Consider the following 23,320-nt stretch of genomic DNA (forward strand, 5'->3'; position numbering starts at 1 on the left):
CAAGAAATTGGACAATGGCAGATCGCGGGACGCGACTAGCCTTGCGACCATCGTGACCGAACCAACCGTCGGCAAGTCTGGTTGCCGTCTGCGCGCCACCGACTCATGAGTGCTGCGCTGACGACTTACTGCGCCGGAGCCCAGTGACCGACACACAGGTCCGGATACACGTGCCGGGCAATCACCTCATGGTCGGGGTGCTAGGGCAGCGCGACGAGCACCTGCGGCTGGTGGCAGACCACTTTGCAGATGCCGACATTCACGTGCGTGGCAACGAGATCACCGTGGCGGGGCCCAGCGCAGCGCTCGTCGGGCAGGTCTTCGAGGAGATGGTGCACGTGCTCGAGGCCGGCCAGCGCATCGAGCCCGAGATGCTCGACCGTGTCATCGACATGGTCGAGGCCGACGAGAGCCCGAGCGACGTGCTGTCTGCCCCGATCGTGCGCGCGCCCAACGGCAGGGTGGTGCGGGCGAAGAGCGCGGGCCAGAAGCGCTACGTGGAGATGATCCGCTCGAACATCGTGACGTTTGCTGTCGGGCCGGCCGGCACCGGCAAGACGTGGCTTGCGGTGGCGCTTGCCGTCGATGCGCTGATGTCGAAGGCCGTGCGGCGCATCGTGCTCACCCGTCCGGCAGTGGAAGCGGGCGAACGGCTGGGCTTCCTGCCAGGGGATCTGATGGCCAAGATCGACCCGTATCTGGCCCCGCTGTATGACTCGCTGTACGACATGCTCGATGTGGAAACCGCCGCCAAGCTGCTCGAGCGCAAGACGATCGATGTGGCGCCGCTGGCATTCATGCGCGGCCGCACGCTGAACGACAGCTTCATCATCCTCGACGAAGCGCAGAACACCACACCCGAACAGATGAAGATGTTCCTGACCCGCATCGGCTTCGGCTCCAAGGTGGTGGTGACCGGCGACCGCACGCAGATCGACGTGCCCGGCGGCAAGAGCGGGCTGATCGACGTGGAGCAGGCGCTCGACGGCATTCCCGGGCTTGCGTTCGCTCGCCTCGGCAGGCGGGACATCACCCGGCATCGCATCGTCGGCGACATCGTGGCGGCATATGACCGGCGTGACGCGAAACGCAACGGCAGCGAGTGAACGAGTGGCTGGTGGCTGCACCGGCACCGACGGCGTGCTGATCGCAGATCGTCAGAACGACGTGCAGATCGATGCCCGGCGCTACCGCGTGCTGGTACAGCAGATGCTGGACGCCGAGGGTGTGCCGCCGGGCACTGAAACCGCCGTGACGTTCGTGGGCCGCGACGAGATGGCCGAGCTGAATGAAGCTCACATGGGTCACACCGGGCCGACCGACGTTCTCGCCTTCCCGCTGGATCTCGTGCCGGGCCCGCAGGTGCCGGACGGGGCCAGCATCCGGCTGGCCGGCGACGTCGTCGTGTGCCCAGCCGTCGCTGCGGTGAACGCGGAGGCAGGCGAGGGGTCTCGCCCGGGTCACGACGGCAGCGTCACCGCGGAAATCGATTTGCTCGTCGTGCACGGCGTGCTGCACTTGCTCGGCATGGATCACGCGGAGCCCGCCGAAGCTGCTGCCATGCGCGCCCGCGAGACTGAGCACTTGCGCAGCTTGTGGAGCCGTTCATGAACTGGGTGCTGGGCGCTGTCGCGGCGGCGATCCTGCTCGCGGCGGCCATGTTCCTGCGACTGGTCGAGGCGACGTTCGTGCGTCTGGGCCGAGCCCGCGCCTCGGGCCTCGACGAGTCCAATGGCAACGGAGAGCGTCACAACGGCGACCGCGACAACGGGCATCCGAGCGTCCCGCCGAAGGCCTCGCTGGAGCAGCTCGTGGAGGACCGTGAGGTCGTGCTGGGTCCCGTCTCGCTGCTGCGAGTGCTGGCCCAGGTGACGCTGGTGGGTGGTGTCACCTGGGTTGCCGCGAGCCATACGGGTGCAGCGGGCATCGTGGCCGCAATGGCCGTGACAGCCATCGTGCTGTTCGGCGTGACCGAGGCGATGCCCCGGCGCTGGGGGGTCGAGGCCAACGACCGCATGGCGCGGGTGCTCGCGCCGATCGCTCGCGTCCTGAGTCGCACCGGACCGCTCGCTTGGGTTGCCCGGCTGCTGGCATTCCCCGCGCGAGCGGTGGGACCTGCCGCGACACAGGGCGACAGCGGCGAGGTCACCGAGGACGAGCTTGTGGCGCTGGCATCGGCTGCAGCGCAGGCCAGCCTGATCGAGGACAGCGAGGCCGAGCTGATCGGCCAGATCATGGAGCTCGGCGACACCATCGTGCGTGAGGTGATGGTGCCTCGCCCCGACATGGTCACCGTGAGCCTCGATGACAGCGTCGCTGATGCGCTGGAGCAAATCATCGCCTCGGGCTTCACACGCCTGCCGGTGACCGCCGCCAGCGTCGACGACCTGCGGGGCATCGTGCTGGCGAAGGATCTCGTTGCGGCCTACCTGCACGGCACACCAACGAAGGGGCCTGGCTCAGACGGCGTAGTCACCTGCGCACAGGTGCTGCGGCCAGCCACCTTCGTGCCGGAAACCAAGCGTGTCAGCGACCTGATGCGCGAGATGCAGGAATCCAAGTCTCACCTGGCTATCGCCGTGGACGAGTACGGGGGCGTGGCAGGGCTGGTCACGCTCGAGGACATCATCGAAGAACTGGTGGGCGAGATTGCCGACGAGTACGACGCCGACGAGGCGCTCGTCCAGGAAGTAGACGACGGCGCGTTTATGTTCTCGGGGCGGCTGCCCGCGTCGCGGCTGGCCGAGGTTCTGGAGCTTCGACTGCCCGAGGGTGACTGGGACACGGTCGGCGGCTTGCTGCTCGACCGCATGGGCCACGTGCCCGAAACGGGCGAGACCACGGAACTCGACGGCTGGTGCCTGTCTGCGCTTGAGGTAGAAGGCCGGCGCATCAACCTCGTCGGCGCCCGGCGAGGAGCCAATCCGGCGGGTTCCGGGTAGGCCCGGAGCGGGCGGTGCGCTCAGGCTTTGTGACCCTCGTGGGGCGCCCGAATGCAGGCAAGTCGACATTGCTGAATTGCTTGGTGGGCAGCAAGATCAGCATCACCTCCGCCAAGCCCCAGACCACTCGGCTGCGTGTCATGGGCGTGCGGCACCTTCCCGATGCGCAGATCGTTTTCGTCGACACGCCCGGCATCGCCAAGCCGGTGACGCCGCTGGGGGAGCAGCTCAACGAGACCGCCCGCACCGCCGTCAACGAGCTGGAGCCGGTGGACGTGATCTGCATGGTGCTCGATGTCACAGCGCCGCTCGGTCGCGGCGACCGGCTCATCTGGGAGTCGCTGCCGTCGGGCATCTCCAAGGTGGTTGCAGTCACGAAGTGCGACCGGGCGTCGAGGGCCCAAGTGCTGGATCAGCTTTCTGCCGCTGGGGAGTTCGACGCCGATGCGTATTTCCCCGTGTCGGGAGTGAGCGGCGAAGGCACTGATGCCTTGATCAATCACTTGGCGGCCGGACTGGACGAGGGTCCTGCGTACTTTCCTCCCGAGAGCATCACCGATCTGCCCGACGCGTGGCGCATCTCCGAGGCGGTGCGCGAGCAGTTGCTGGCGCGGCTGGGCGACGAGCTGCCCTACAGCATCGCGGTCCGTGTCACCGAGTGGGAGCCCGACCGCATCCGCTGCGACATTGCCGTGGAGCGGCCCTCGCAGAAGGGCATCGTGATTGGCAAGGGCGGGCGGATGCTGCGAGACGTAGGCACAGCGGCACGCCGCGAGCTGGGCCTCGACGGTGTCTATCTGGAGCTGCGGGTGCGTGTAGAGCCGGACTGGCAGCGCACCCCTGACGCGGTCGCGCGCATGCTCGCTCCTAACGCCCCTTCCGAGCCCTCCGATTGACGACGTACAGATGTCATAGCGGAGGAGGGCGGCAGGGAACTCTGCGACGTTGCGACCGGTTCCCTGTGGATGCACTGCGCCGCGTCGATGCCGTCGGCAAGAAATGCGGTGAGGTGCTGATCTCTGGCCTGCTGGATCGCGGGACCAGAGGGCACTGCCGTCCTCCGCAGCGGGCTCAGGCGTGCTGGTTGCGGATGGAGGAGAGGAACTCGATTGCTTCGGCCTGATCGACGGTGCGGCGCATGGGCGGCAGCGGATCGAGCAGGCGCGACCGGTAACCGGCAGTGGCGAGCCGCGAGTCGAGCACCGCCACCACTCCGCGATCAACGGTGGTGCGGATCAGCCGGCCCACTCCCTGGGCCAGCATGTCTGCCGCATTCGGCACGTCGACAGTCATGAACGCATCGCTGCCTGCCGCCTCGCGCCGGGCTGCCGCGAGCGGCTCGTTGGGCCGGGTGAACGGGAGACGGTCAATCGCCAGCAGCGACAGGGCCGGTCCGGCCACGTCCACGCCCTGCCAGAAACTCATCGTGCCGCACACCACCGTGGCGGGATCGTCGCCGAGCGCGTCGAGCAGCGCGGCGTTCGACAGATCGCCTCCTTGGCGCAGCACCCGGATGTCGCTGAGATGTTCAGCGAGCGCATCAGCGGTGTCATTGAGTGCGCGCCAGCTTGTGAACAGCGCCAGCGTGCGCCCGCCGACTGCGGCGACGAGCTCTGCCAGCTCGTCGATGGCTGCTGCCCGGTACGCATCGCGGGTGGGGGCGGGCAGGTGGCGAGCGCAGTACAGCAGCGCATTCGCCGGGTAATCGAACGGGCTGTCCACTGCGAGATACGCGTGGTCGGCGGTGGGCACGCCGAGTCGGCCGACGAAGTGCGGGCCGAGCGTCGCGCTGGTGAGCACGCACGCTTGGCGGCCCCACAGCCGGCTCGCGAGCAGGTCTCCCACGTCGAGCGGCGCCAAGCGCAGCCGGCCGCGACCTTCCACCAGGATGACCGTTCCCTGCGGCGGGTCCAGCGCGGCACGCAGCGCAGTGAGCGACTCCGCTGCGATCCGCCCGACGCGCAGCCGTTCCAGATCGGCTGCGTCGTCGCCGGCCGACCGCAGCTCGGCAGCGAGATCGGCGACCCGGCTGTCAGCGACTTCGAGCAGGCTGGCCAGGTCGCCGGTGATCGCTCCTAGGCGTGTATCGCGCAGAGGTCCGAGCTCGTCGGCCAGGCGGTTCGACACATCGGCGACGGCATCCGCAGCCGTTCCGGCGGCGCCCACCGCCCGCGCCTCTGTAGCCAGGCGGGTGAAACCCGCCGGTGTGATCTCCAGCCCGGCCACTTGGGTGACGACCGGCTCGAGCTGATGGGCCTCGTCGAACACGACGGCGTCGTGCGGCCCGAACAGGTAGCCGTCGCCGAACAGGTCGATGCAGTAGAGGTGCTGGTTGGTCACCACGATTCCGGCCCTCGCTGAGCGGGCCCGGGCTTCTTCGGCGAAGCAGCGGTGGCCCTCGGGGCAGCGCTCGGCGCCGATGCACTCGGTGCTGGTCACCGACACCGATGACCACACGCGCGCGTCGGGCGCGGCCGCCAGCTCCGAACGGTCGCCGGTGCGCGTTCGGGGCACCCACTGCTGGATCTCGGACAGCTGCTGCTGCCGGGCCAGCTCTGCGGCTGTGGCCGGGCCGTCTCCCTGGTCGAATTGCTGCTGGGCGTGCTCGCCGAAGCGATGGCGGCAGAGGTAGTTGTTGCGCCCCTTGAGCACTTCCCACCGGACGGGGCGTCCGAGCCGCTCGGCCATCCCGCCGGCCACGAGCGGCAGGTCCTTGCCGACGAGCTGGTCCTGCAGCGCCAGCGTCGCGGTGGCGATCACCACTCGCTTGCCCGCAGCCGCAGCGAGTGCGGCAGGTACCAGGTAGGCGAGCGACTTGCCCACGCCGGTGCCTGCTTGGCACAGCAGCGTGCCCCCGCCGGCCATCGCGTCATGCACTGCGGCTGCCATCTCGACCTGGCCGTCTCGCTGCTCGCCGCCGCCGGGAAGCGCTGCGATCACCTCGACGAGTGCCGCAGCGGCGTCGTCGACGCTGGTGGCAGGGGCAAGGTCCCATGGCTCGTCGGACATCTGCCTCCATTCTGGACGGCGGGCGCAACGATCTGCGGCGGCGAGGGTTCTACCCTGCGCAGTGTGGACCGAGGTGCGGGAATCGACGTGACGCGCCTGCCGACTCACGTGGCCTGTGTGATGGACGGCAACGGACGCTGGGCCCAGGCGCGTGGGCTGCCGCGGACCGAGGGTCACACAGCCGGCGAGGAAGCCCTGATCGACACCGTCGAGGGCGCGGCCGAAATCGGTCTGCAGTGGCTCACCGTGTACGCGTTCAGCACGGAGAACTGGCGTCGCCCGCCGTCCGAGGTGCGGTTCCTGATGGGCTTCAACGAGTCGCTGCTGGTGCGGCGCAGCCACGAGCTGCACGAGCAGAACGTGCGGATCCGCTTCGTCGGGCGGCCCGATGCCCGCATCCCGCGCCGGGTCCGGGCCCGCATCGACGAGGCCGTCGAACTGACGGCGGCCAACACCGGCCTCACGTTCACGGTGGCGTTCAACTACGGCGGCAGGGCCGAGATCGTCGACGCTGCCGCCGGCCTGGTGCGCTCGGGTGTCCCCGCAGACGAGGTCGACGAGGCAGCGCTCGTCAAGCATCTCTACGACGCCGAGATGCCCGAGGTCGACCTCATGATCCGGACCTCAGGCGAGAACCGGCTGTCGAACTTCCTGCTGTGGCAGATGGCCTACAGCGAGCTGGTGTTCACCGACACGCTCTGGCCCGACTTCCGGCGGAGGGACCTGTTCGACGCCATCTGCATCTACCAGGCCCGTGACCGGCGCTTCGGCGGCCTGAACCGCTGAGGCCGCACGCCACCACACTGCGCAGGAGTCAATGCAGCACCCGCCGGCTCGAACGAATCTGGCACAGCGAATCCGACAGAGCGAAGGGGAAGCCCCCGCAGATGCAGTACCGGGACCGGGGGGTGGTGCTGCGCACCACCAAGCTCGGCGAGGCCGACCGGATCATCACGGTCATCACCTTCGGGCACGGCAAGGTGCGCGCGGTGGCGAAGGGCGCGAGGCGCACTCGAAGCAAGCTGGCCGGTCACGTCGAGCCGCTGCGGCATGTCGATCTGCAGCTCTACCGGGGACGCGGCGAGCTCGACATCGTCACAGGAGCTGTCACCCTTGACCGTTGGCCGGCGCTGCGCTCGGATCTCGACCGGCTGGGCACGGCCATGACGCTCGCCGAGGCGGTGGATCAGTCGGTGCACGACCGGGGCGACGACCCCGTGCCGTACCAGATGTTCATCGGGGCGCTTGGTCGCCTCGACCGGGCCCACTCCGAGATGCTGCTGCCCGCGTTCCTGTTGCGGCTGCTGGCACACGAGGGAACCGCGCCGATGCTCGACGGGTGCGTGGTGGGTTCCGGCTGTGACGACGCGCCGATCGTGGCGTTCGACCCCGCCGGGGGCGGTGTGACCTGCGCCACCCACCGCCGCGGCCGTTCCCTGTCGGGCGGGGCACTCGAGTTGCTGCGTTCGATCATCGACGGGCGGGTGAATGCCGTGCTCGACGTCGAGCCGTCCTCCGACACGCACGAAGCAGCGGCGGCCGTCACCCGCATGTGGGAGTACCACATGGACCGGCGCCTCCGAAGCGCCGATCTGCTTGGATGAGCAACCGGTCAACGTCGATCCCAGATGATGCCGCCGGCGCCTCCGAAGCGCCGACCTGCTCGGCTAGCGGAAGATGCGGCTGCGGCTGTCGGGGTTCTCGACGCTCTCGTGGAGCCGCTTGAAGCGCTTCTCTGCCCGTACGTCTGCGGTCGAGCGCCACCACCTGCGGCCTCGCCAGAATGCCCCGGCGAAGGCGAGCAGCGCCAGCACGACTTGTGTGCGGGCCAAGCCGCCGCACAGCGGATGCCGGCTCTCGGGCGGCACGTACTCCTGCCCGGTGGCACGCATTTCGGCAATTGCGTCGTCAACTGCGTTGCGCACCTCGTCAAGGTCGACGTCGGGCGGGGCCAGACTCAGCAGTGGCATCGAGCAGGTCCAGTCGACCTGGCCCTCTTGAATGTCCTCGTACGGGCCGCCAAAGACCGGCAGCGGCATGAACAGCACCATCATGCCGAGGAATGCACACAGGAAGACCACGGTGGTGTCGCGCAGCCGCATGGCAGTCAGCCTAGGAGGCTGAGCCGGCGGGCGAAGCCGTGGCCCGAGCGGCCCGTGAGCGGAGCGAACTAGAGCGGGCAACAATGAGCGGCGCGTAGCCGGTGAAGCTCCGCCCGCCGAAATTCGCCCCGGAGCCCTCGCAGGCCGTCAGTACCCTTGCCGCTCGTGACGAGTACCGCTGGCGCCGAATCCGAAGAGCCGGGTCCCGATCCCGCGCTGTTCGACAAGATCGTCAATCTCTGCAAGCGCCGCGGCATCGTCTTCGGCTCGGCCGAGATCTATGGCGGTTTCCGCAGCGCGTACGACTACGGGCCGATCGGGGCGCAGCTCCTGAGGAACGTCAAGGACGCTTGGTGGCGCTCCATGGTGCAGATGCGCAGCGACGTCGTGGGTCTCGACGCGTCCATCCTGGGCCCTCCCCAGATATGGGAGGCATCGGGCCACCTGAAGAACTTCACCGACCCGTTGGTGGACTGCACCTATTGCAAGACCCGCCACCGCCAGGATCAGCTCGACGACCCGGATGTGTGCCCGAACTGCGGCCGGCGCGGCACGTTCACCGAGGCCCGGGCCTTCAACCTCATGTTCCGCACCCAGGCCGGGCCGGTGGAGGGCGCGGGCGCCGAGGTGTACCTGCGCCCCGAGACCGCCCAGGGCATGTTCGTGAACTTCAAGAACATCCTGGAGACGAGCCGCAAGCGGCCGCCGTTCGGCATCGCCCAAGTGGGCAAGTCGTTCCGCAACGAGATCACGCCGGGCAACTTCGTGTTCCGCACCCGCGAGTTCGAGCAGATGGAGCTGGAGTTCTTCGTGCCGCCTGCCGGGGCCTCGCAGTGGTACGAGTACTGGCTGGCCGAGCGGCTCCAGTGGTATGCCGACCTGGGCATCCCCGCGGGCCAGCTTCGCCTGCGCCCCCATGACGCCGACGAGCTCAGCCACTACTCCAGCGGCACCAGCGATGTCGAGTTCCTGTTCCCGTGGGGCTGGGGCGAGCTCGAGGGCATCGCCAATCGCGGCGACTACGACCTGAGCCAGCACGCCGCGCACTCGGGCCAGAAGCTGGAGTACTTCGATCAGGCCAGTGGCGAGCGGTACGTGCCGCACGTGATCGAGCCCGCTGCGGGGGCGACGCGGGCGCTGATGGCGTTCCTGCTCGCTGCTTACCGCACCGAGACCGTCAACGACGAAGAGCGGACGGTGCTGGGCCTGCACCCGCGCCTGGCGCCGTACAAGGTGGCGGTGCTGCCGCTGTCGCGTAAGGAACCGCTCCCCGCGTTGGCAACCGAGGTGCTTGGGCTGTGCCAGCCGCACTGGATGTGCGACTACGACGAAACCCAGGCCATCGGGCGCCGCTACCGCCGCCAGGACGAGATCGGCACGCCGCTGTGCGTGACGGTCGACTTCGAGTCTGTTGACGATCGCTGCGTGACCGTGCGTGATCGCGACACGATGGCCCAGGACCGGGTGCCCATCGACGCGCTGGTAGACCATCTGGGGAGTCGGCTGGGCCTCTGAGGGCCCGACCTCGCCGAGGACGGTCAGCACAGGGGGAACGGCATGGGCCAGCACGACCGGGTGCTGCGATGAGCGATTCGAGTGCGCTGCCCGAGCTGAGCGACCGGCAGCGCCGAGCCGTTACCGACCTCAGCATCGATCAGCTAGTGGGGGTCCTGCATCCGACGTTCGAACTCGCGTCGAGCGCTGGCGAGGTCGCTGTGCTGACGACCGGTCTGGCAGCGTCGCCAGGTGCAGCGTCGGGTGTCGTGGCAGTGGGCTCGGAGGCGGCGCTGGACCTGGCGTCGGCGGGCAGCACGGTGATCCTGGTCGCCACCGAGACCACCCCCGCCGATGTGGCTGCGATGGGTCTGTCGGCGGGAATCCTGACTGCCCGGGGTGGGCTGGCGAGCCATGCGGCAGTGGTGGCGCGGGGCTGGGGCATTCCGGCTGTGTGCGACGCCCGCGAGATCACGGTGGAGGCTGATTGCTTCACGGTCGGCGACCGGCACATCGTCAATGGCACGCCGATCTCGATCGACGGGTCCACCGGCGAGGTGATGCTGGGGGACCGCGAGATCGCCGGGTCGGCAGTCGGCGGGGTTGGCTCGGGGTCGGGTTTGGCATTGCCGGGCGAGATCGCCGAGGTGCTGGGCTGGGCAGATCGCGTTATGGCGGGGCGGTTCGCCGTGCTCGCCAATGCGGACACGGCGGCCGATGCGGTGACGGCGCGGGAGCTCGGGGCGCGGGGCATCGGGCTGTGCCGCACCGAGCACATGTTCTTGGCGCCCGACCGGCTGGAGATCGTGCAGCACGTCGTGCTGCACGGGCACGACGAGCACGTCGACGACCTCGCGGCGGCCCAGCGAGCAGACTTCCGCGAGTTGCTCGCGGCCATGGACGGTCGGCCGGTCACGGTCCGGCTGCTCGATGCGCCCATGCATGAGTTCCTTGCCGGCGCAGACCCCGATGAGGCCGCCCAATGGCACGAGCACAATCCGATGCTCGGCGTGCGCGGCGTGCGGCTCGGCCTGCTGCGCCCCGAGCTCTATGCCGCGCAGGTGGAGGCGCTCGCAGGCGCGGTGGCCGACCGTCGTGCAGCCGGCGGAGACCCCCGTGTCGAGATCATGGTGCCCCTCGTGTCCACCGCCGCTGAGCTGGCGGCTGCCGTCGACACCGTGCGTTCTGCGTGGAAGGGCGCCGATGCCGGTGCTGCGCCGCCGATCGGCACCATGATCGAGACGCCCCGCGCCTGCCTCATTGCCGGCGAACTGGCGACCGGCGTGGAGTTCGCGAGCTTCGGCACCAACGACCTCACCCAGATGGTGTTCGGCTTCAGCCGCGATGACACAGCGGCACAGGTCATTGCGCCATACATCGCCGAAGGACTGCTGGAGGCCGATCCGTTCGCCTCACTCGACCGTGCCGGCGTCGGCGAGCTCGTGAGCAGCGCAATGGAGCGGGGGCGCACCGCCAATCCAGCGCTGCGCGCCGGCATCTGCGGCGAGCACGGCGGCGACCCGGCCAGCATCGAATTCGCCGTGCGAGCAGGCCTCGACTACGTCTCATGCTCGCCCTATCGCGTCCCGATAGCCCGCTTAGCCACCGCCCAAGCCTTCCTCACCAACTGAAATTGTCGTGTGTCCGAAGGACGGCTGTGCCAAGGTGTGGATGTCGGCATGTGCCCGACGCGGAGTTGCGTATGCCTTCCCAAGCGCTATCGAATCATGACGCCTACCAGCGCTTCCATCGCGAGCAGATGGAGGCCAACCACTTCGGCAAGATCGCCCTCTTGCACAACGGTGACGTGGTCGGTGTCTACGAAGACAGGGAGTCCGCCTACGCAGTCGGCATCACGCAGTACGGGTCGGGCGAGTTCTCGTTCGAAGAGGTCGGCGCCCAGCCCATCTTCGTGAGCCTGCCCATGGTGGGCCAGGGGCGTTGAATGGATTGACAGTGGCCGTTCAGAACCGGCAGGTTCTGAACGGCCACGGCCAGGTGGCCCCGCACGGACGGCAACTCTCCGTATGGCAACTGCCGCCGCCGGTGCCGCCCAACTTCGACGTCCTGCTCGGCATGGACTTCTTGCGCCTCTTCGAGCTCGTGCTCAACGATCGGACGTGCACATTCACACAGAACTGACAGGCCATGCGGTTTGGCTGTGGGCGTCTCCTTCGCCGGGGTGTGTTGCAGGCAGTTACTAACGTCATCGGAAGATGCGGATTCGGGACTCTGACGTGCAGCGTGTGCGCGAGGCGACCGATCTTGTCGCGCTCGTCGGCAGGCGGGTGAGCTTGAAGCGAGTCGGCAGCCGCCACATGGGGCTGTGCCCGTTCCACACAGAGAAGACGCCGTCGTTCAGCGTCAACGGCGCCGAGGGCGTCTACTACTGCTTCGGCTGCAAAGCCTCCGGCGATGCCATCACGTTTCTGCGTGAGACCGAGCATCTCGACTTCTCCGACGCTGTCGAGCAACTCGCGGCGGCAGCGAACATCGAGCTCACCTACGACTCTCCCGGCGCGCAGCTCGCCAACCGGCGTCGCAAAGAGCTTCTCGACTTGCTGGAACGCGCTGCTCGCTTCTATCACGAGCGTCTGTTGAGCAGCCCCGATGCTGGCGAGGCGCGAGCGTACCTGCGACGGCGGGGCTACGACCGCGAGACAGTGACCAAGTGGCGTCTCGGCTACGCCCCGCCGCTGTGGGATGCGCTGTGCCGGCACCTCGATGCGCCTCCCGAACTGCTTGCCGCAGCGGGGCTGGCGTACGCAGACCCGGCTTCTGACTTCTTTCGGGACCGGGTCATGTTCCCGATCTGCGACGCCGGCGGCCGAGTGGTCAGCTTTGCCGGCCGCATCCTGCCCCGCTCCGGCGAGCCGCCGCCGAAGGGGCCCAAGTACAAGAACACCGCCGGCACAGCCGTCTACGACAAGAGCAAGGTGCTCTACGGGCTGCACTTGGCCAAGCAGGCCGCCCGCAGTTCCGAGCGAATCGTGGTCTGCGAGGGGAATACCGACGTCATCGGCTGCGATCTGACCGGCATCTCCGAGGCCGTGGCCACCTGCGGCACGGCGCTCACCAAGCAGCACGCCGAATTGCTGTCGCGTTCCGCCAAGCGCATCGTGCTCGCCTTCGACGCAGACGCAGCCGGGCAGACCGCCGCTGAACGCGTACACCATTGGGAGCGCGAGTTTGGCCTGGACATCTTCGTAGCGGCGTTCCCGCCCGGATCCGACCCGGGCGACCTTGCAGCGACCGATCCGCCGGCCCTGCGCAGAGCGCTCGACGAGGCCCAGCCGTTGCACACATTCCGGGCCGAGCGAATCCTGGAGCGCTCCGACCTCGGCAGTCCCGCAGGCCGCGATCGCGCAGCAGACGAGGCGGCCGAGGTGTTCGCCGTGTACCCGCCGGAGATCCTGCTGGACGGCGATCTCGGGCCGATCGCCGATCGCATCCCCATGAACGTCGAGAAGTTCCGTGAGCGCGTCGACGCTGCCCGACACCGTCGGGACGACAGCCTGGCTGCTGAACGGCGACGCGGAGCTGAGCGCAGCTACGAGGCAGCCGAAAACGGATATGTCGATGATGAGTACGCCGACGGCGGCTACCCCGACTACCCGGGCGGCGACCATGACGATGCCGGTTATCTCGACGACGGTTTCTCCCACGGTGATCATGGGAGCAGTCCGAGAACCGGCAGCGGCCGGGACGATGCGCGCAGGCTGCGTCCCCGACGACGCACCGGAGGGCGGCAGCAACTCGACGGCCGCAAGCAGACCGACCTGGACTTGCGCCTCTTGGCAGCCGCGGCTTCCCCGAATGGCAACGTGCTCGGCTTGATAGCGCCTGAGATGTTCGCAACACCTGCTGGGCGCGACGCATTCGCGCGCATGACGGCCGACGAAGACTGGCGCGGCCAAGCGGCCGCCGCCAAGAGCCGCCCGTTGCACAGCGACTCGTCGGAGAGCGACTCGGCACGCAGCGACCTCGCCGAATCGGGGAGCGATCCGGCGCACGACGACCCCTCCGGGGCGGAAGTCGATCCTGTTGTCGAGATGCTGGCTGCTGCGGCTGCCGCCGGCATGCAGGTAAGCGCTGAGGAGGCCAAGGGCAGCGTGGCCATGTCCACGGTGCACTTCGTCCGCTCGACGATCGACAGCGTCGGCGCAGGCGGCGACGTTCCGAGGACCAAGCTCGACCCAAGCCTTGCTGCGGCTGCGCAACTGGAGTTCCGCCACCAATGCCTGCGATGGCTGCGCGAACGCCAGCCGGAATTGCTGGACCTCGACAAGCGCATCGGGGCAGTCCAAGCAGTACGGGACTGGCTGTGCTCGCTCGGCGACGCAGAACCGATCTATTCAGAGAACCTGGGCGCGGAGTAGTCGGAGGCTAAAGGCTCCGGGGGTGGGGCTCGAACCCACGACAAACGGATTAACAGTCCGCTGCTCTGCCAACTGAGCTACCCCGGACCGAACGGGCCGCGCTGCGCCCCGAACGTGCGGAGCAACGATACTGAGTCATGGTGCGCCGCTGACGGCGCGGTCGTCCTGTGCGCGGCCGACATCGTGGTCGTTGTGCACTCCGGACAGTGGGTGGGCCGGGTGGGGATCGAACCCACGACCCAGCGATTATGAGTCGCCTGCTCTGACCACTGAGCTACCGGCCCGGCCGCACCGTACCGGCCCAGCGAGCACGACGGTCGCGAGCCAAACGAGGACCCGAGCCGAGAGCAGGGCCGGGTACAGAGCCCGGTAGCGGGGCTAGTAGGTTTCGCGCAAAGCGCCGCGATGGCGCAGTGGGGAGGAGAATCCACGATGCACACAGCTCACTCGCGGCGCCATGCCGATCAACTCACGAGCAGGCGCCGCCGAGGGTCGCGGCGCTCGTTCGGCATTCGGCTGGGCGTGGTGCTCGCCGCATTCGCCCTGATCGCGGTCGCCTGCGGCGGCGGAGATGACGGCGGCGACACCGGTGACGGTGCCGCACCGGCGGAGCCGGACACTACTGAGGTTGCTGTCGAAGCGCCCTCCACCACCATGTCCGAACAGGAAGAAGAGGTGGTCGAGGCTCGCGAGGCCGGCGAGGCTACGGGCGAGGACGTCCGCGAGACCGAGACCGGCCCGGTCCATGGCGGCAAGCTCGTGTACGGCATCGAGGCCGACTCGGCCAACCCGTTCGTCCACTACGCGACATCGTGTGCCATCAGTTGCCGCATGATCTTCCGTGCCATCACTGACTCGCTGTACATCACCGACAGCGACGGTGAGATCGTGCCCCTGCTCGTGGAGTCGGAGGAGCACAGCGACGATTACATGACGTGGACGCTGACCATCCGCGACGGCATCAAGTTCCACGACGGCACGCCGCTGGACGGCGAAGCCGTGGCGTACAACATCAACCTCTGTCGCCTCAGCCAGCTCACCGGCCCGGCATTTTTGGGCATCGACAGCGTCACCGGCGAAGGCCAGACGGTGACGGTTACGGCCAGCCCCGGCCAGCCTCTGGCGACCGGCGTCGGTCCGGCAGGCCGCGCCGAAGTCTGCGGCCAGATGTTCAGCCCGGCATGGATGGAAACGCTGCCCAACAACCCGCTGTATGTCTCGCCGGCATCCCCGCTGCCTGAGGCCGCTCGCGAGGCGGCCCTCGCGGCCGCCACTGGCGATCCATCTGCGCCGGTCGGGCTGGGCGCCTTCAGGTTCGTGAGCTACACGCCGGGCAACGGCAACAGCTTCATCGCTGAGCGCAACCCGGACTACTGGCGCGGCCCCAACGGCATCACGGGCGAGAACCTGCCGTACCTGGACGAGATCGAATTCGTGGTGGCAGTGGACATCCAGGGCCGCTCCAACGGTTTGAAGGCGGGCCAGTTCGACATCATCCACACGGCGAATGCCGATGAGATCGCCAAGTATGAGGGTGACCCCGACTTCGTGCTGCTGCAAGCCAACGACTTCGGTGAGACCAGCCACAGCCTCATCAATGTCGCGTCGGGCGTGAACCCCGTGCTCACCTTCGTGCGAGGCGGCGACCCCACCGATGCGTCCCAGCTCATCCAGATGGACCCGCTGGGGCTCAACGCAACCAATCCGTTGGTGCATCTGAGCTGCCGCAAGGCACTCGCGCACGCATTCGACGGCGAGCGCTTCGCCAACGAGCGGCACCAGGGCTTGGTGCAGGTGGCGAACGGCCCGTTCCCGCCCGGCAGCGTGGGCCACCTGGAAGACTCCGGCTTCCCGACCTACGACGTCGACGCCGCACAAGCAGAGTTTGAGCAGTGCAAGGCCGACAGCGGCCAGAACCCGGTGACGTTCTCGTTCAACACCACCAACGACGCGTTCAACGTGGAGTCCAACGAGCTCATCGCGTCGATGTGGACCGACGCATTCGGCGACGAGCTGGCAGTGACGATCGCTCCCATCGAGCAGGGCCAGTACATCGGGCTTGCACTGGCCGGCGTGTTCCAGATGCAGGGCTGGCGCAACCACGGTGGCGTCGACCCGTCCGAGCAGTGGTACTGGTGGAACTCGGCGACGGCGAGTCCGGTCAACCCCGGCGTGCCCGAACTGGCGCTGAACTTCGGGCGCTTCCAGGATCCCGAGATCGACGCGGCCTACCAGGTAATCCGGCACAATCCCGACCCTGAGGCCCGGCGAGAGGCGGCTGAAGCCGTCAACCGGGCATTCGGCAAGAACGTCTGGAATCTGTGGACCTACTGGACGCTGTGGGGTGTCATCGCCAACCCGCGGGTCCAGAACATCACCGATCTGCCCATCCCCGACAACGCTGAGGGCGCCTTCCCGGTGATCTCCGGCAAGCACCACCTGGCGCAGATCTGGTGCACAGACGGGAACTGCCAGGGCTGAGCACCCACCAGAACGAAGGAGGAGGCGGCAGTTGGCGCGAGCGCGTTCGCTGGCAGCAGCGGCAGCGTTCGCGCTGATTGCCGTCGCCTGCTCCGCTGGTGATGGCGGCGGGGTCTCGGGCACTACACCCGACCCAGCAGCCGATGAAGTCGCGACCACGCTGGAGGAGTCCCAGGCGGAGGTGGTCGAGGCGCGCGAGGCTGGCGAGGCCACGGGCGAGGACACCCGGGAGCTATCGAGCGGCCCGGTGCACGGCGGCCGGCTGGTGTACGGCATAGAGGCAGACACGGCGAACCCGTTCGCGCCCTACGCAGCGCTGTGCGCGATCAGCTGCCGCATGATCATGCGTGCGGTCACCGAGTCGATGTATGTCACCGACGCCAACGGCGACATCGTGCCGTACTTGGTGGAGACCGAAACGGCCAGCGACGATTTCCTGAGATGGACGCTCCGGATCCGCGACGGCATCACGTTCCACGACGGCACGCCGCTGACCGGCGAGGCCGTGGCGTACAACATCAACCTGTGCCGCTTCAGCCAGCAGACCGGGCCCGGCTACCTGGGCATCGAGAACGTCTGGGGTGAAGGCCAGTACGTCTACTACGAGACGTCCATCCCGTTCGCGACCGGGCCCGGTCCCGCATCGAGGGCGCAGGGCTGCGGCTTCATGTTCTCCCCGGCATGGCTGGAGACGCTGCCCAACAATCCGATGTACACCTCGCCGTTCTCGCCACTGTCAGCCGATGAGCGCACGGCGGGCCTTGCCAGCGCCACCGGCGATCCGTCTGCACCGGTGGGGCTGGGGGCGTTCAAGTTCGTGGAGTACACGCCGGGCAACGGCAACAGCTTCATCGCCGAGCGCAACCCCGACTACTGGCGCGGCCCCAACGGCGTCACCGGCGAGAACCTGCCGTACCTGGACGAGATCGAATTCGTGGTGTCGGTGGACATCGTGGGCCGTTCCAACGGGCTGAGAGCGGGCCAGTTCGACATCGTCCACACCTCGAACGCGGACGAGATCGCCAAGTACGAAGGCGACCCCGACTTCGTGCTGCTGCAAGCCAATGACTTCGGCGAGACCAACTTCAGCCTCATGAACGTGGCATCGGGGACGAATCCGGTACTCGCCGAGCTGCGGGGCCGTGACGAGCCGATCCCGATGGACCCGCACGGGCTCAACGTGGCCAACCCGCTGGTGCACCTGAGCTGCCGCAAGGCACTGGCGCACGCGTTCGACAGCGAACGATTCGTCAGCGAACGGTTCCAGGGCTTGGTGCGGGCGGCGAACGGTCCGTTCCCGCCCGGCAGCATGGGCTACTTGGACGACTCGGGCTACCCGACGTACGACATTGATGCCGCACGAGCGGAGTTCGCCCAGTGCAAGGCCGACAGCGGCCAGAACCCAGTGACGTTCGGGTTCAACTCCACCAACGACCCGTTCAACGTCGAGTCGAACGAGCTCATCGCGTCGATGTGGCGGGCTGCCTACGGCGACGAGATCGCGGTGACGATCCAGCCCATCGAGCAGGGTCAGTACTTCGGCCTGGCGCTGGCCGGCCTGTACGAGATGACGGGGCTGCGTGCCCATGGCGGGGTGGACCCCATCGAGCAGTGGCTCTGGTGGAATTCGTCGACTGCGCTCCCGATCGACCCGACTGTGCCCGAACTGGCCCTCAACCTCGGGCGCTTCCAGGACCCTGCCATCGATGCCGCGTACGATGTCATCCGCCACAATCCCGACCCCGTGGCCCGGCGTGAGGCGGCTGAGGAGGTGAACCGGGCCTTCGCGCGCAATGTCTGGAACCTGTGGACGCACTGGACGCTGTGGGGTGTCATTGCCAACCCGCGGGTGCAGAACATCACCGATCTGCCGATCCCGGGCAGCGATGTCGGTGCGTTCGCCGTGAACGCCGGGGCACACCATGTCGCCCAGATCTGGTGCGATGACGGCGATTGTCAGGGTTGAAGCGATGAGTTCGTGTAAGAACAGCGCTCGGGGGGAGGCGCGTCCGGAATGATGCAGGCCGTCCGCGACCAGCTTGGGCACATGGTGATCGTGGCGCTCGTCGCCACGATCGCTTGGGCGTGGTTCTGGCGCCCGCCGTTCAGCTGGACCTTTGCGGTACTGGTCGCCATCGGCATCTCCGGGGCCGCTGTCGCCGATGGGCGCTACGCGCTGCGTCGCATAGCGAGCGTGATCCCGGTGCTGGTGGGAGTGTCGTTCGTGGTGTTCGCGCTGATGGCGAGCCTGCCCGGCGATCCCGCCATCAACATCCTGGGACCCGCCGCCACAGCCGACCAGATCGCGATCGTCCGCACGGAACTCGGCCTTGACGAGCCGTTCTTCAACCGCTATGGCAATTGGCTGGGCGGCGTGCTGACCGGTGATCTCGGCAGCTCGATCGTGCTGCGAGAGGACATCGCCGACGGCATCTCACGCTCCATGACGCCGACGCTGCAGATCATGGCGTACTCGGTGGTCATCGCCTTGGCCATCGCCATCCCGCTGGGCATCTGGGCCGGCTACCGGCAAGGCACCAAGACCGACCGGTCCATCAACCACACGATGCTGGGATTCTTGGCCACGCCGAACTACGTGCTGGCCGTGATGCTCGTGCTGTTCCTGGCGATCGGCGGGCTCAGCGTGGCCGGCAACGAGATCGGATTCCGAGCGCTGCCGGCGGCGCGCTATGTGCCCTTCGGCCAGGACGTCGTGCTGCACTTCAAGCACATGCTGCTGCCGTCGCTGTCGCTGGCGATGGGCCAGGCTGCGGTGTTCATGCGCTTGCTCCGCTCCGACATGATCTCCACGCTGCGACTGCCGTTCATCGACCTGGCTCGCAGCAAGGGGCTGCCGACGCGACGGATCCTGTGGCGGCATGCGCTGCGGCCGTCGAGCTTCACGCTGCTGACCGTGGTGGGCCTGACGGTAGGCCTGCTCATCGGCGGCGCGTTGATTGTGGAGTTCATCTTCACCATCCCCGGCGTAGGTGCCTACATCTTCTTGGGCGTGACCCAGCGCGACTTCATCGCTGTGCAGGGGGGCGTGCTGGTGATTTCGACGCTGTACATCGCAGTGCTCACCATGTCCGACTTCCTGTACTTGGCCTTGGATCCGCGGCTGCGCGGCAGGGAGGTGGGCACTCGTGCGTAAGCGGCTGGGATTTTTCTTCTGGATAGCGGTCGCGTATCTGACTGTGCTCGCGTTCGCTGCGGTGTTCGCCGACATCCTGCCCATCAAGGACCCTGCGGAGACCTTCGCCGGAACGTCCAAGCAGGGACCCAGCCTGACGCATTGGTTCGGCAATGACGGCGTGGGCCGCGACGTATTCAGCCGTGTCATCTACGGGGCCCAGGTGAGCCTGGTGATATCGACCGTGGGCACCGTGCTGGCGCTGGTGATCGGCGGCCTGCTGGGAATGGTGTCGGGCTACTACAGCGGCCGGGTCGACCGCTGGCTCACGGCCACGATGAACGCCTCGCTGGTGATCCCGCCGCTGATCCTGTTCTTGGCGCTGGTGCTGTTCCTGGACTCCGAGGCGAGGCGGCGCATCTTCATCTTGGTGTTCACGTTCGTGCTGCTGTCGATCGCCCCCATCGCTCGGGTGGTGCGCGCCGCCACGCTGTCAATCGCCAATCAGGACTTCGTACTGGCCGCCAAGACCTTGGGAGCGCGTGACGGCCGCGTGCTGTTCCGCGAGGTACTGCCCAACGTGGCCCCCTCGCTGGTCAGCTATTCGCTGATCATCATGGCCGGTCTGATCGTGGTGGAGGGCTCGGTGGCATTCCTGGGCCTCAGCGTGCCTCCGCCCACGCCCACATGGGGCGACATGATCAACAAGGGGCGCACAAACCTCGACGTGGCCGCGCACATCAGCCTGATGCCCGCAATCGTCATGTTCGTCACGGTGCTGGCGCTCAACTTCGTGGGCGACAAGCTGCAGCAGTACTTCGAGCCTCGGCAGGCTGTGCTGTGACGGCCGCGCTGCGAGAGCAGGGCTGTGAGGGCCCGGTTGCGAGGGCGGGCCGGTAATGGCAGGCAGCGGCGACGCTCACCTGCGGCCCGATGCCGTGCTGAGCGCGCGGGATCTCGTCGTGGAGTTCCCGGCGGCTGGCGGGCGCACTGTGCACGCGGTGTCGGGCGTGTCGCTCGATCTGTTGGAAGGCGAGACGCTCGGCCTTGTCGGCGAGTCGGGCTGCGGCAAGAGTACGACCGGGCGGGCGATCCTGCAGCTGCCACGGCCGACATCGGGCTCGGTACAGGTCGCCGGCCGGGAGCTCACCGAACTCGACGACGACGCGATGCGCGAGGTGCGGCCACGGCTGCAGATGATCTACCAAGACCCGATCTCGTCGCTGAACCCTCGGCGCCGGGTGCGTGACATCATCGCCGAGCCGCTGTTCATCGCTCTGGAGAACGTGGCGCGCAGAACCGCCATGGCGATGTGGCAGGACCGCATCGGCGGTCTGCTGCAGAGCTTGCTGAGGCGGGCGGCGAAGCCGATGCGGATCGTGGGCCTGCTGGCCTCCGTGGCCTTCGTGCTGTGGATCCTCTCGGAGGCGGTCGAAGAGCGAGGCGCGGAGCCGTGGCTGGGCTGGACGGAAGTTCCCGCAGCGATTACTGGGTTCCCGACGCTCGCAATCCTGCTGGCGGCTGCCGCGGTCGCCTTACTGTTGGGCCTGACGTGGGTGCTGCTCGCGCTGATGCTGCCCTTCAGCCTGATGTCGCGCCAGTTTGGCGACGTGTCGGCGCCGGTCGGCATTGCGGGCGTCGCGGTGACCACCGCCGCCAGCGGGTTCCTGCTGTGGCGCACCTGGTCGAGCTTCGGCGGCTGGGCCCAGTGGGTGAACTCCGGCGGGCTGAGCCTGCTCACTGCCGTGCTCGTCGTGTGGCTTGGGGCGTCGATCGCGAAGCCCGCGCGGGCAGGGGCAAGCGGGGTAGCGACCACGATCAGCGCCATGGTGGTGCTGCAGGTCTTCTACATCGCCGGTCTCGACGCGGGCGCAAAGCTGATCGTGCTCGTGGCCTCCATTGTGGTCGACGTGCTGCTGTTCCGATGGGTGCTGCGGCGCTACCGGGCGAACCGCGACGCGGAGCGCGAGCAGGCTGAGCCGCGCGTCCGCGAGGTGCTCGACTACGTCGGCATCAACCCCGACGACGCCATGGACCGCCGGCCGTGGGAGTTCTCCGGCGGGCAGGCGCAGCGGCTGTCGATCGCACGTGCACTGGTGAGCGTGCCGCAGGTGATCATCTGCGACGAGCCGGTGTCGTCGCTGGACGTCTCGGTGCAGGCACAGATTCTCAACCTGCTCGAAGACCTCAAGAACCTTATGGGCCTGACGCTGGTGTTCATCGCGCACGACTTGGCGGTGGTCAAGAACGTGAGCGACCGGGTGGCGGTCATGTACTTGGGCAAGCTCTGCGAGGTCAGCGAGCCCGATGCCATGTTCGATGAGCCCGCCCATCCGTACACCGAGTTGCTGCTGGCGGCGATTCCGCAGCCTGATCCAGAGGCTGAGCTGGGGTCGGGACGCATCGGCGGCGAGCTGCCCTCGCCGATGGACCCGCCGTCGGGCTGCCGGTTCCGCACCCGCTGCCCGCATGCGGCGCAGCGTTGCGTCGACGAAGAGCCCGAGATGCGAGAGATCGCACCCGGGCGGTTCGTGGCCTGCCACACGCCGCTTGTCGGCGAAACGGCACCTATGCGCGTCGAGATGGCCTCGGCTCCTGGGGGCGGGTCGTGAGCGACGCCTCGACGCCGGATCTGGCGGGATTGGACGAGTCGCCGCTGCTTGACGTTGCGGAACTGCGCACCACATTCCACACCCCGGTGGGGCCGCTCGTGGCGGTCGACGGGGTCGACTGGTCGCTACGTCGGGGTGCTCGGTTGGGCGTGGTGGGGGAGTCCGGCTCGGGCAAGTCGGTCATGTCCCGATCCATCATGCGGCTGCTGCCCAAATCCCGGGTGACCTCGACCGGCAACGTCAGCTTCGACGGCATCGACATGATGTCGCTGGGCCGCCGTGAGCTGCTCGAGATGTGGGGACCCCAGCTCGCGATGGTCTTCCAGGATCCGCTGGGCTCGCTGAACCCGGTCATGAAGATCGGCAAGCAGGTGGGCGAGGGTCTTCGAGTGCACCGCGACCTGTCGGCGCGTGCCGCGCGCAGCGCTGCGCTCGATCTGCTCGAAGAGGTGGGCATTCCCGAGCCGCACCGGCGCATCGACGAGTACCCCCATCAGCTCTCGGGCGGCATGCGCCAGCGCATCGTGATCGCCATCGCCTTGGCGTGCAGCCCTCGCCTGCTGATTGCCGACGAGCCGACCACCGCGCTGGACGTCACCGTTCAGGCGCAGATCCTGGACCTGCTCGAAGCTCAGCGGGCCGAGCGCAACATGTCGCTCGTGCTCATCACCCACGACCTGGGCATCGTGGCGGGCCGCACCGACGAGATCATCGTGATGTATGCGGGGCGGATCGTGGAGCGCGCCCCCACGTCAACGCTGTTCAGCGACATGAGGATGCCTTACACCGAGGCGCTGTTCCGGTCGATCCCCAAGGTCACCGACGACAGCCATGCGCGCTTGGAGATCATCGGCGGGCAGCCGCCCCGGATGACCGATCTGCCGCCCGGATGCAAGTTCGCTCCCCGCTGCAAGTACGCGCAAGACCTGTGCTTCGCCGAGGAACCGGCGCTCATCGAGGTGCCCAAGGCGGCACCCGCTCGATCAAGCATTAGCGGCAGTGATGACGACGACGAGCCCGACCCTGCGGCAGGCGTGCACCTGTACCGCTGCTTCTACCCGGTCGGCACGCCCGAGGCGGCCGAGGCGTTCGAGCGCAACCTCGCGTCAGGCCGGGTCAGCGAAGCCGGGGTCGTGATCCGCGCCTAGCAGCACCACTCATCGAGGCG

General features: G+C 67.8%; 18 protein-coding genes, 2 tRNA genes and 2 pseudogenes. 18 read left to right on the plus strand and 4 right to left on the minus strand.

What is annotated here, in order from left to right; all coding sequences use genetic code 11:
* The first annotated feature begins 143 nt into the window (after positions 1–143).
* Genes ACOQPE_RS12660 through era form a run of 4 tightly spaced genes read left to right on the plus strand, consistent with a single transcriptional unit; the run spans position 144 to position 3,838 of the window.
* Positions 144–1,106 carry a PhoH family protein gene (locus ACOQPE_RS12660; protein ID WP_419853334.1) on the plus strand — a complete coding sequence of 321 codons (963 nt, stop codon included), beginning with the start codon at positions 144–146 and terminating at the stop codon, positions 1,104–1,106.
* A gap of 4 nt (positions 1,107–1,110) precedes the next feature.
* Positions 1,111–1,611 carry an rRNA maturation RNase YbeY gene (gene ybeY, locus ACOQPE_RS12665; protein WP_420609261.1) on the plus strand — a complete coding sequence of 167 codons (501 nt, stop codon included), beginning with the start codon at positions 1,111–1,113 and terminating at the stop codon, positions 1,609–1,611.
* On the plus strand, positions 1,608–2,942 hold the full coding sequence (locus ACOQPE_RS12670; RefSeq protein WP_420609262.1) for a hemolysin family protein: 1,335 nt from the start codon (positions 1,608–1,610) through the stop codon (positions 2,940–2,942). Before ybeY ends, ACOQPE_RS12670 begins: the two co-directional genes overlap by 4 nt.
* 29 nt (positions 2,943–2,971) lie before the next feature.
* Positions 2,972–3,838: a GTPase Era gene (gene era / locus ACOQPE_RS12675; protein ID WP_420609263.1), complete on the plus strand. Its 867-nt coding sequence runs from the start codon at positions 2,972–2,974 to the stop codon at positions 3,836–3,838.
* A 175-nt stretch (positions 3,839–4,013) separates the two neighbouring features.
* Here the strand turns inward: era and ACOQPE_RS12680 are convergent, their stop codons facing one another.
* Positions 4,014–5,951, minus strand: coding sequence for an ATP-dependent DNA helicase (locus tag ACOQPE_RS12680; protein ID WP_420609265.1), 1,938 nt, complete (start codon positions 5,949–5,951; stop codon positions 4,014–4,016).
* A gap of 63 nt (positions 5,952–6,014) precedes the next feature.
* Between ACOQPE_RS12680 and uppS the strand changes: the two genes are divergently transcribed.
* Entirely contained in the window at positions 6,015–6,737 is a 723-nt protein-coding gene (gene uppS / locus ACOQPE_RS12685) for a polyprenyl diphosphate synthase (protein WP_420609266.1), read from the plus strand.
* A gap of 101 nt (positions 6,738–6,838) precedes the next feature.
* Positions 6,839–7,555 (plus strand): DNA repair protein RecO, encoded by a 717-nt coding sequence (recO, locus tag ACOQPE_RS12690; protein WP_420609267.1) that lies wholly within the window; start codon positions 6,839–6,841, stop codon positions 7,553–7,555.
* Positions 7,556–7,618: 63 nt separating this feature from the next.
* Here the strand turns inward: recO and ACOQPE_RS12695 are convergent, their stop codons facing one another.
* Complete coding sequence (locus ACOQPE_RS12695) at positions 7,619–8,053, minus strand: hypothetical protein (protein ID WP_420609268.1); 435 nt, start codon at positions 8,051–8,053, stop codon at positions 7,619–7,621.
* Between the two features lie 165 nt (positions 8,054–8,218).
* On the opposite strand from ACOQPE_RS12695, the gene ACOQPE_RS12700 reads away from it, so the two are divergent.
* The 5 genes from ACOQPE_RS12700 to dnaG all read left to right on the plus strand — a co-directional run bounded on the left by ACOQPE_RS12700 (position 8,219) and on the right by dnaG (position 13,926).
* Positions 8,219–9,568, plus strand: a complete 1,350-nt coding sequence (locus ACOQPE_RS12700; RefSeq protein WP_420609269.1) for a glycine--tRNA ligase — start codon at positions 8,219–8,221, stop codon at positions 9,566–9,568.
* A 68-nt stretch (positions 9,569–9,636) separates the two neighbouring features.
* Positions 9,637–11,178, plus strand: coding sequence for a putative PEP-binding protein (locus tag ACOQPE_RS12705; protein ID WP_420609270.1), 1,542 nt, complete (start codon positions 9,637–9,639; stop codon positions 11,176–11,178).
* Between the two features lie 71 nt (positions 11,179–11,249).
* Entirely contained in the window at positions 11,250–11,492 is a 243-nt protein-coding gene (locus ACOQPE_RS12710; protein ID WP_420609271.1) for a hypothetical protein, read from the plus strand.
* Between the two features lie 11 nt (positions 11,493–11,503).
* A complete protein-coding gene (locus ACOQPE_RS12715) occupies positions 11,504–11,689 on the plus strand; it encodes a hypothetical protein (RefSeq protein WP_420609272.1) in 186 nt (61 codons plus the stop codon).
* 74 nt (positions 11,690–11,763) lie between these two features.
* The gene (gene dnaG, locus ACOQPE_RS12720; protein WP_420609273.1) at positions 11,764–13,926 is read left to right on the plus strand and encodes a DNA primase; all 2,163 of its coding nucleotides are present in this window, start codon (positions 11,764–11,766) and stop codon (positions 13,924–13,926) included.
* Positions 13,927–13,940: 14 nt separating this feature from the next.
* On the opposite strand, the gene ACOQPE_RS12725 is transcribed toward dnaG, so the two are convergent.
* A tRNA-Asn gene (locus tag ACOQPE_RS12725) sits at positions 13,941–14,013 on the minus strand.
* A 124-nt stretch (positions 14,014–14,137) separates the two neighbouring features.
* A tRNA-Ile gene (locus ACOQPE_RS12730) sits at positions 14,138–14,210 on the minus strand.
* A gap of 148 nt (positions 14,211–14,358) precedes the next feature.
* Here ACOQPE_RS12730 and ACOQPE_RS12735 point away from each other — a divergent pair.
* The 7 genes and pseudogenes from ACOQPE_RS12735 (at position 14,359) to ACOQPE_RS12765 (ending at position 23,300) form a co-directional block, all read left to right on the plus strand.
* On the plus strand, positions 14,359–16,407 hold the full coding sequence (locus tag ACOQPE_RS12735) for an ABC transporter substrate-binding protein (protein ID WP_420609274.1): 2,049 nt from the start codon (positions 14,359–14,361) through the stop codon (positions 16,405–16,407).
* Positions 16,408–16,438: 31 nt separating this feature from the next.
* The gene (locus tag ACOQPE_RS12740; protein ID WP_420609275.1) at positions 16,439–18,373 is read left to right on the plus strand and encodes an ABC transporter substrate-binding protein; all 1,935 of its coding nucleotides are present in this window, start codon (positions 16,439–16,441) and stop codon (positions 18,371–18,373) included.
* 48 nt (positions 18,374–18,421) lie between these two features.
* The gene (locus ACOQPE_RS12745) at positions 18,422–19,561 is read left to right on the plus strand and encodes an ABC transporter permease (RefSeq protein ID WP_420609276.1); all 1,140 of its coding nucleotides are present in this window, start codon (positions 18,422–18,424) and stop codon (positions 19,559–19,561) included.
* Complete coding sequence (locus ACOQPE_RS12750) at positions 19,554–20,384, plus strand: ABC transporter permease (protein ID WP_420609277.1); 831 nt, start codon at positions 19,554–19,556, stop codon at positions 20,382–20,384. The genes ACOQPE_RS12745 and ACOQPE_RS12750 overlap by 8 nt, the downstream gene beginning before the upstream one ends.
* 55 nt (positions 20,385–20,439) lie before the next feature.
* A pseudogene (locus ACOQPE_RS12755) lies at positions 20,440–20,814 on the plus strand (ATP-binding cassette domain-containing protein); the annotation flags it as partial.
* Positions 20,815–21,498: 684 nt separating this feature from the next.
* A pseudogene (locus tag ACOQPE_RS12760) lies at positions 21,499–22,152 on the plus strand (oligopeptide/dipeptide ABC transporter ATP-binding protein); the annotation flags it as partial.
* Positions 22,149–23,300, plus strand: a complete 1,152-nt coding sequence (locus ACOQPE_RS12765; RefSeq protein ID WP_420609278.1) for an ABC transporter ATP-binding protein — start codon at positions 22,149–22,151, stop codon at positions 23,298–23,300. The pseudogene ACOQPE_RS12760 and the gene ACOQPE_RS12765, both read left to right, overlap by 4 nt.
* The last annotated feature ends 20 nt before the right edge of the window (positions 23,301–23,320 follow it).

This window comes from Candidatus Poriferisodalis sp. (genome assembly GCF_965219595.1).
In the GTDB taxonomy this organism is placed as follows: domain Bacteria; phylum Actinomycetota; class Acidimicrobiia; order Acidimicrobiales; family Poriferisodalaceae; genus Poriferisodalis.

What these genes read in the sequence shown, in the direction of transcription:
- ACOQPE_RS12670 (WP_420609262.1), top strand. Translation starts at nt 1,608, where the DNA reads ATGAACTGGGTGCTGGGCGCTGTCGCGGCGGCGATCCTGCTCGCGGCG.
- ACOQPE_RS12695 (WP_420609268.1), bottom strand. Translation starts at nt 8,053, where the DNA reads ATGCGGCTGCGCGACACCACCGTGGTCTTCCTGTGTGCATTCCTCGGC.
- ACOQPE_RS12745 (WP_420609276.1), top strand. Translation starts at nt 18,422, where the DNA reads ATGATGCAGGCCGTCCGCGACCAGCTTGGGCACATGGTGATCGTGGCG.
- recO (WP_420609267.1), top strand. Translation starts at nt 6,839, where the DNA reads ATGCAGTACCGGGACCGGGGGGTGGTGCTGCGCACCACCAAGCTCGGC.
- ACOQPE_RS12710 (WP_420609271.1), top strand. Translation starts at nt 11,250, where the DNA reads ATGCCTTCCCAAGCGCTATCGAATCATGACGCCTACCAGCGCTTCCAT.
- ACOQPE_RS12680 (WP_420609265.1), bottom strand. Translation starts at nt 5,951, where the DNA reads ATGTCCGACGAGCCATGGGACCTTGCCCCTGCCACCAGCGTCGACGAC.
- dnaG (WP_420609273.1), top strand. Translation starts at nt 11,764, where the DNA reads ATGCGGATTCGGGACTCTGACGTGCAGCGTGTGCGCGAGGCGACCGAT.
- ACOQPE_RS12735 (WP_420609274.1), top strand. Translation starts at nt 14,359, where the DNA reads ATGCACACAGCTCACTCGCGGCGCCATGCCGATCAACTCACGAGCAGG.
- ACOQPE_RS12705 (WP_420609270.1), top strand. Translation starts at nt 9,637, where the DNA reads ATGAGCGATTCGAGTGCGCTGCCCGAGCTGAGCGACCGGCAGCGCCGA.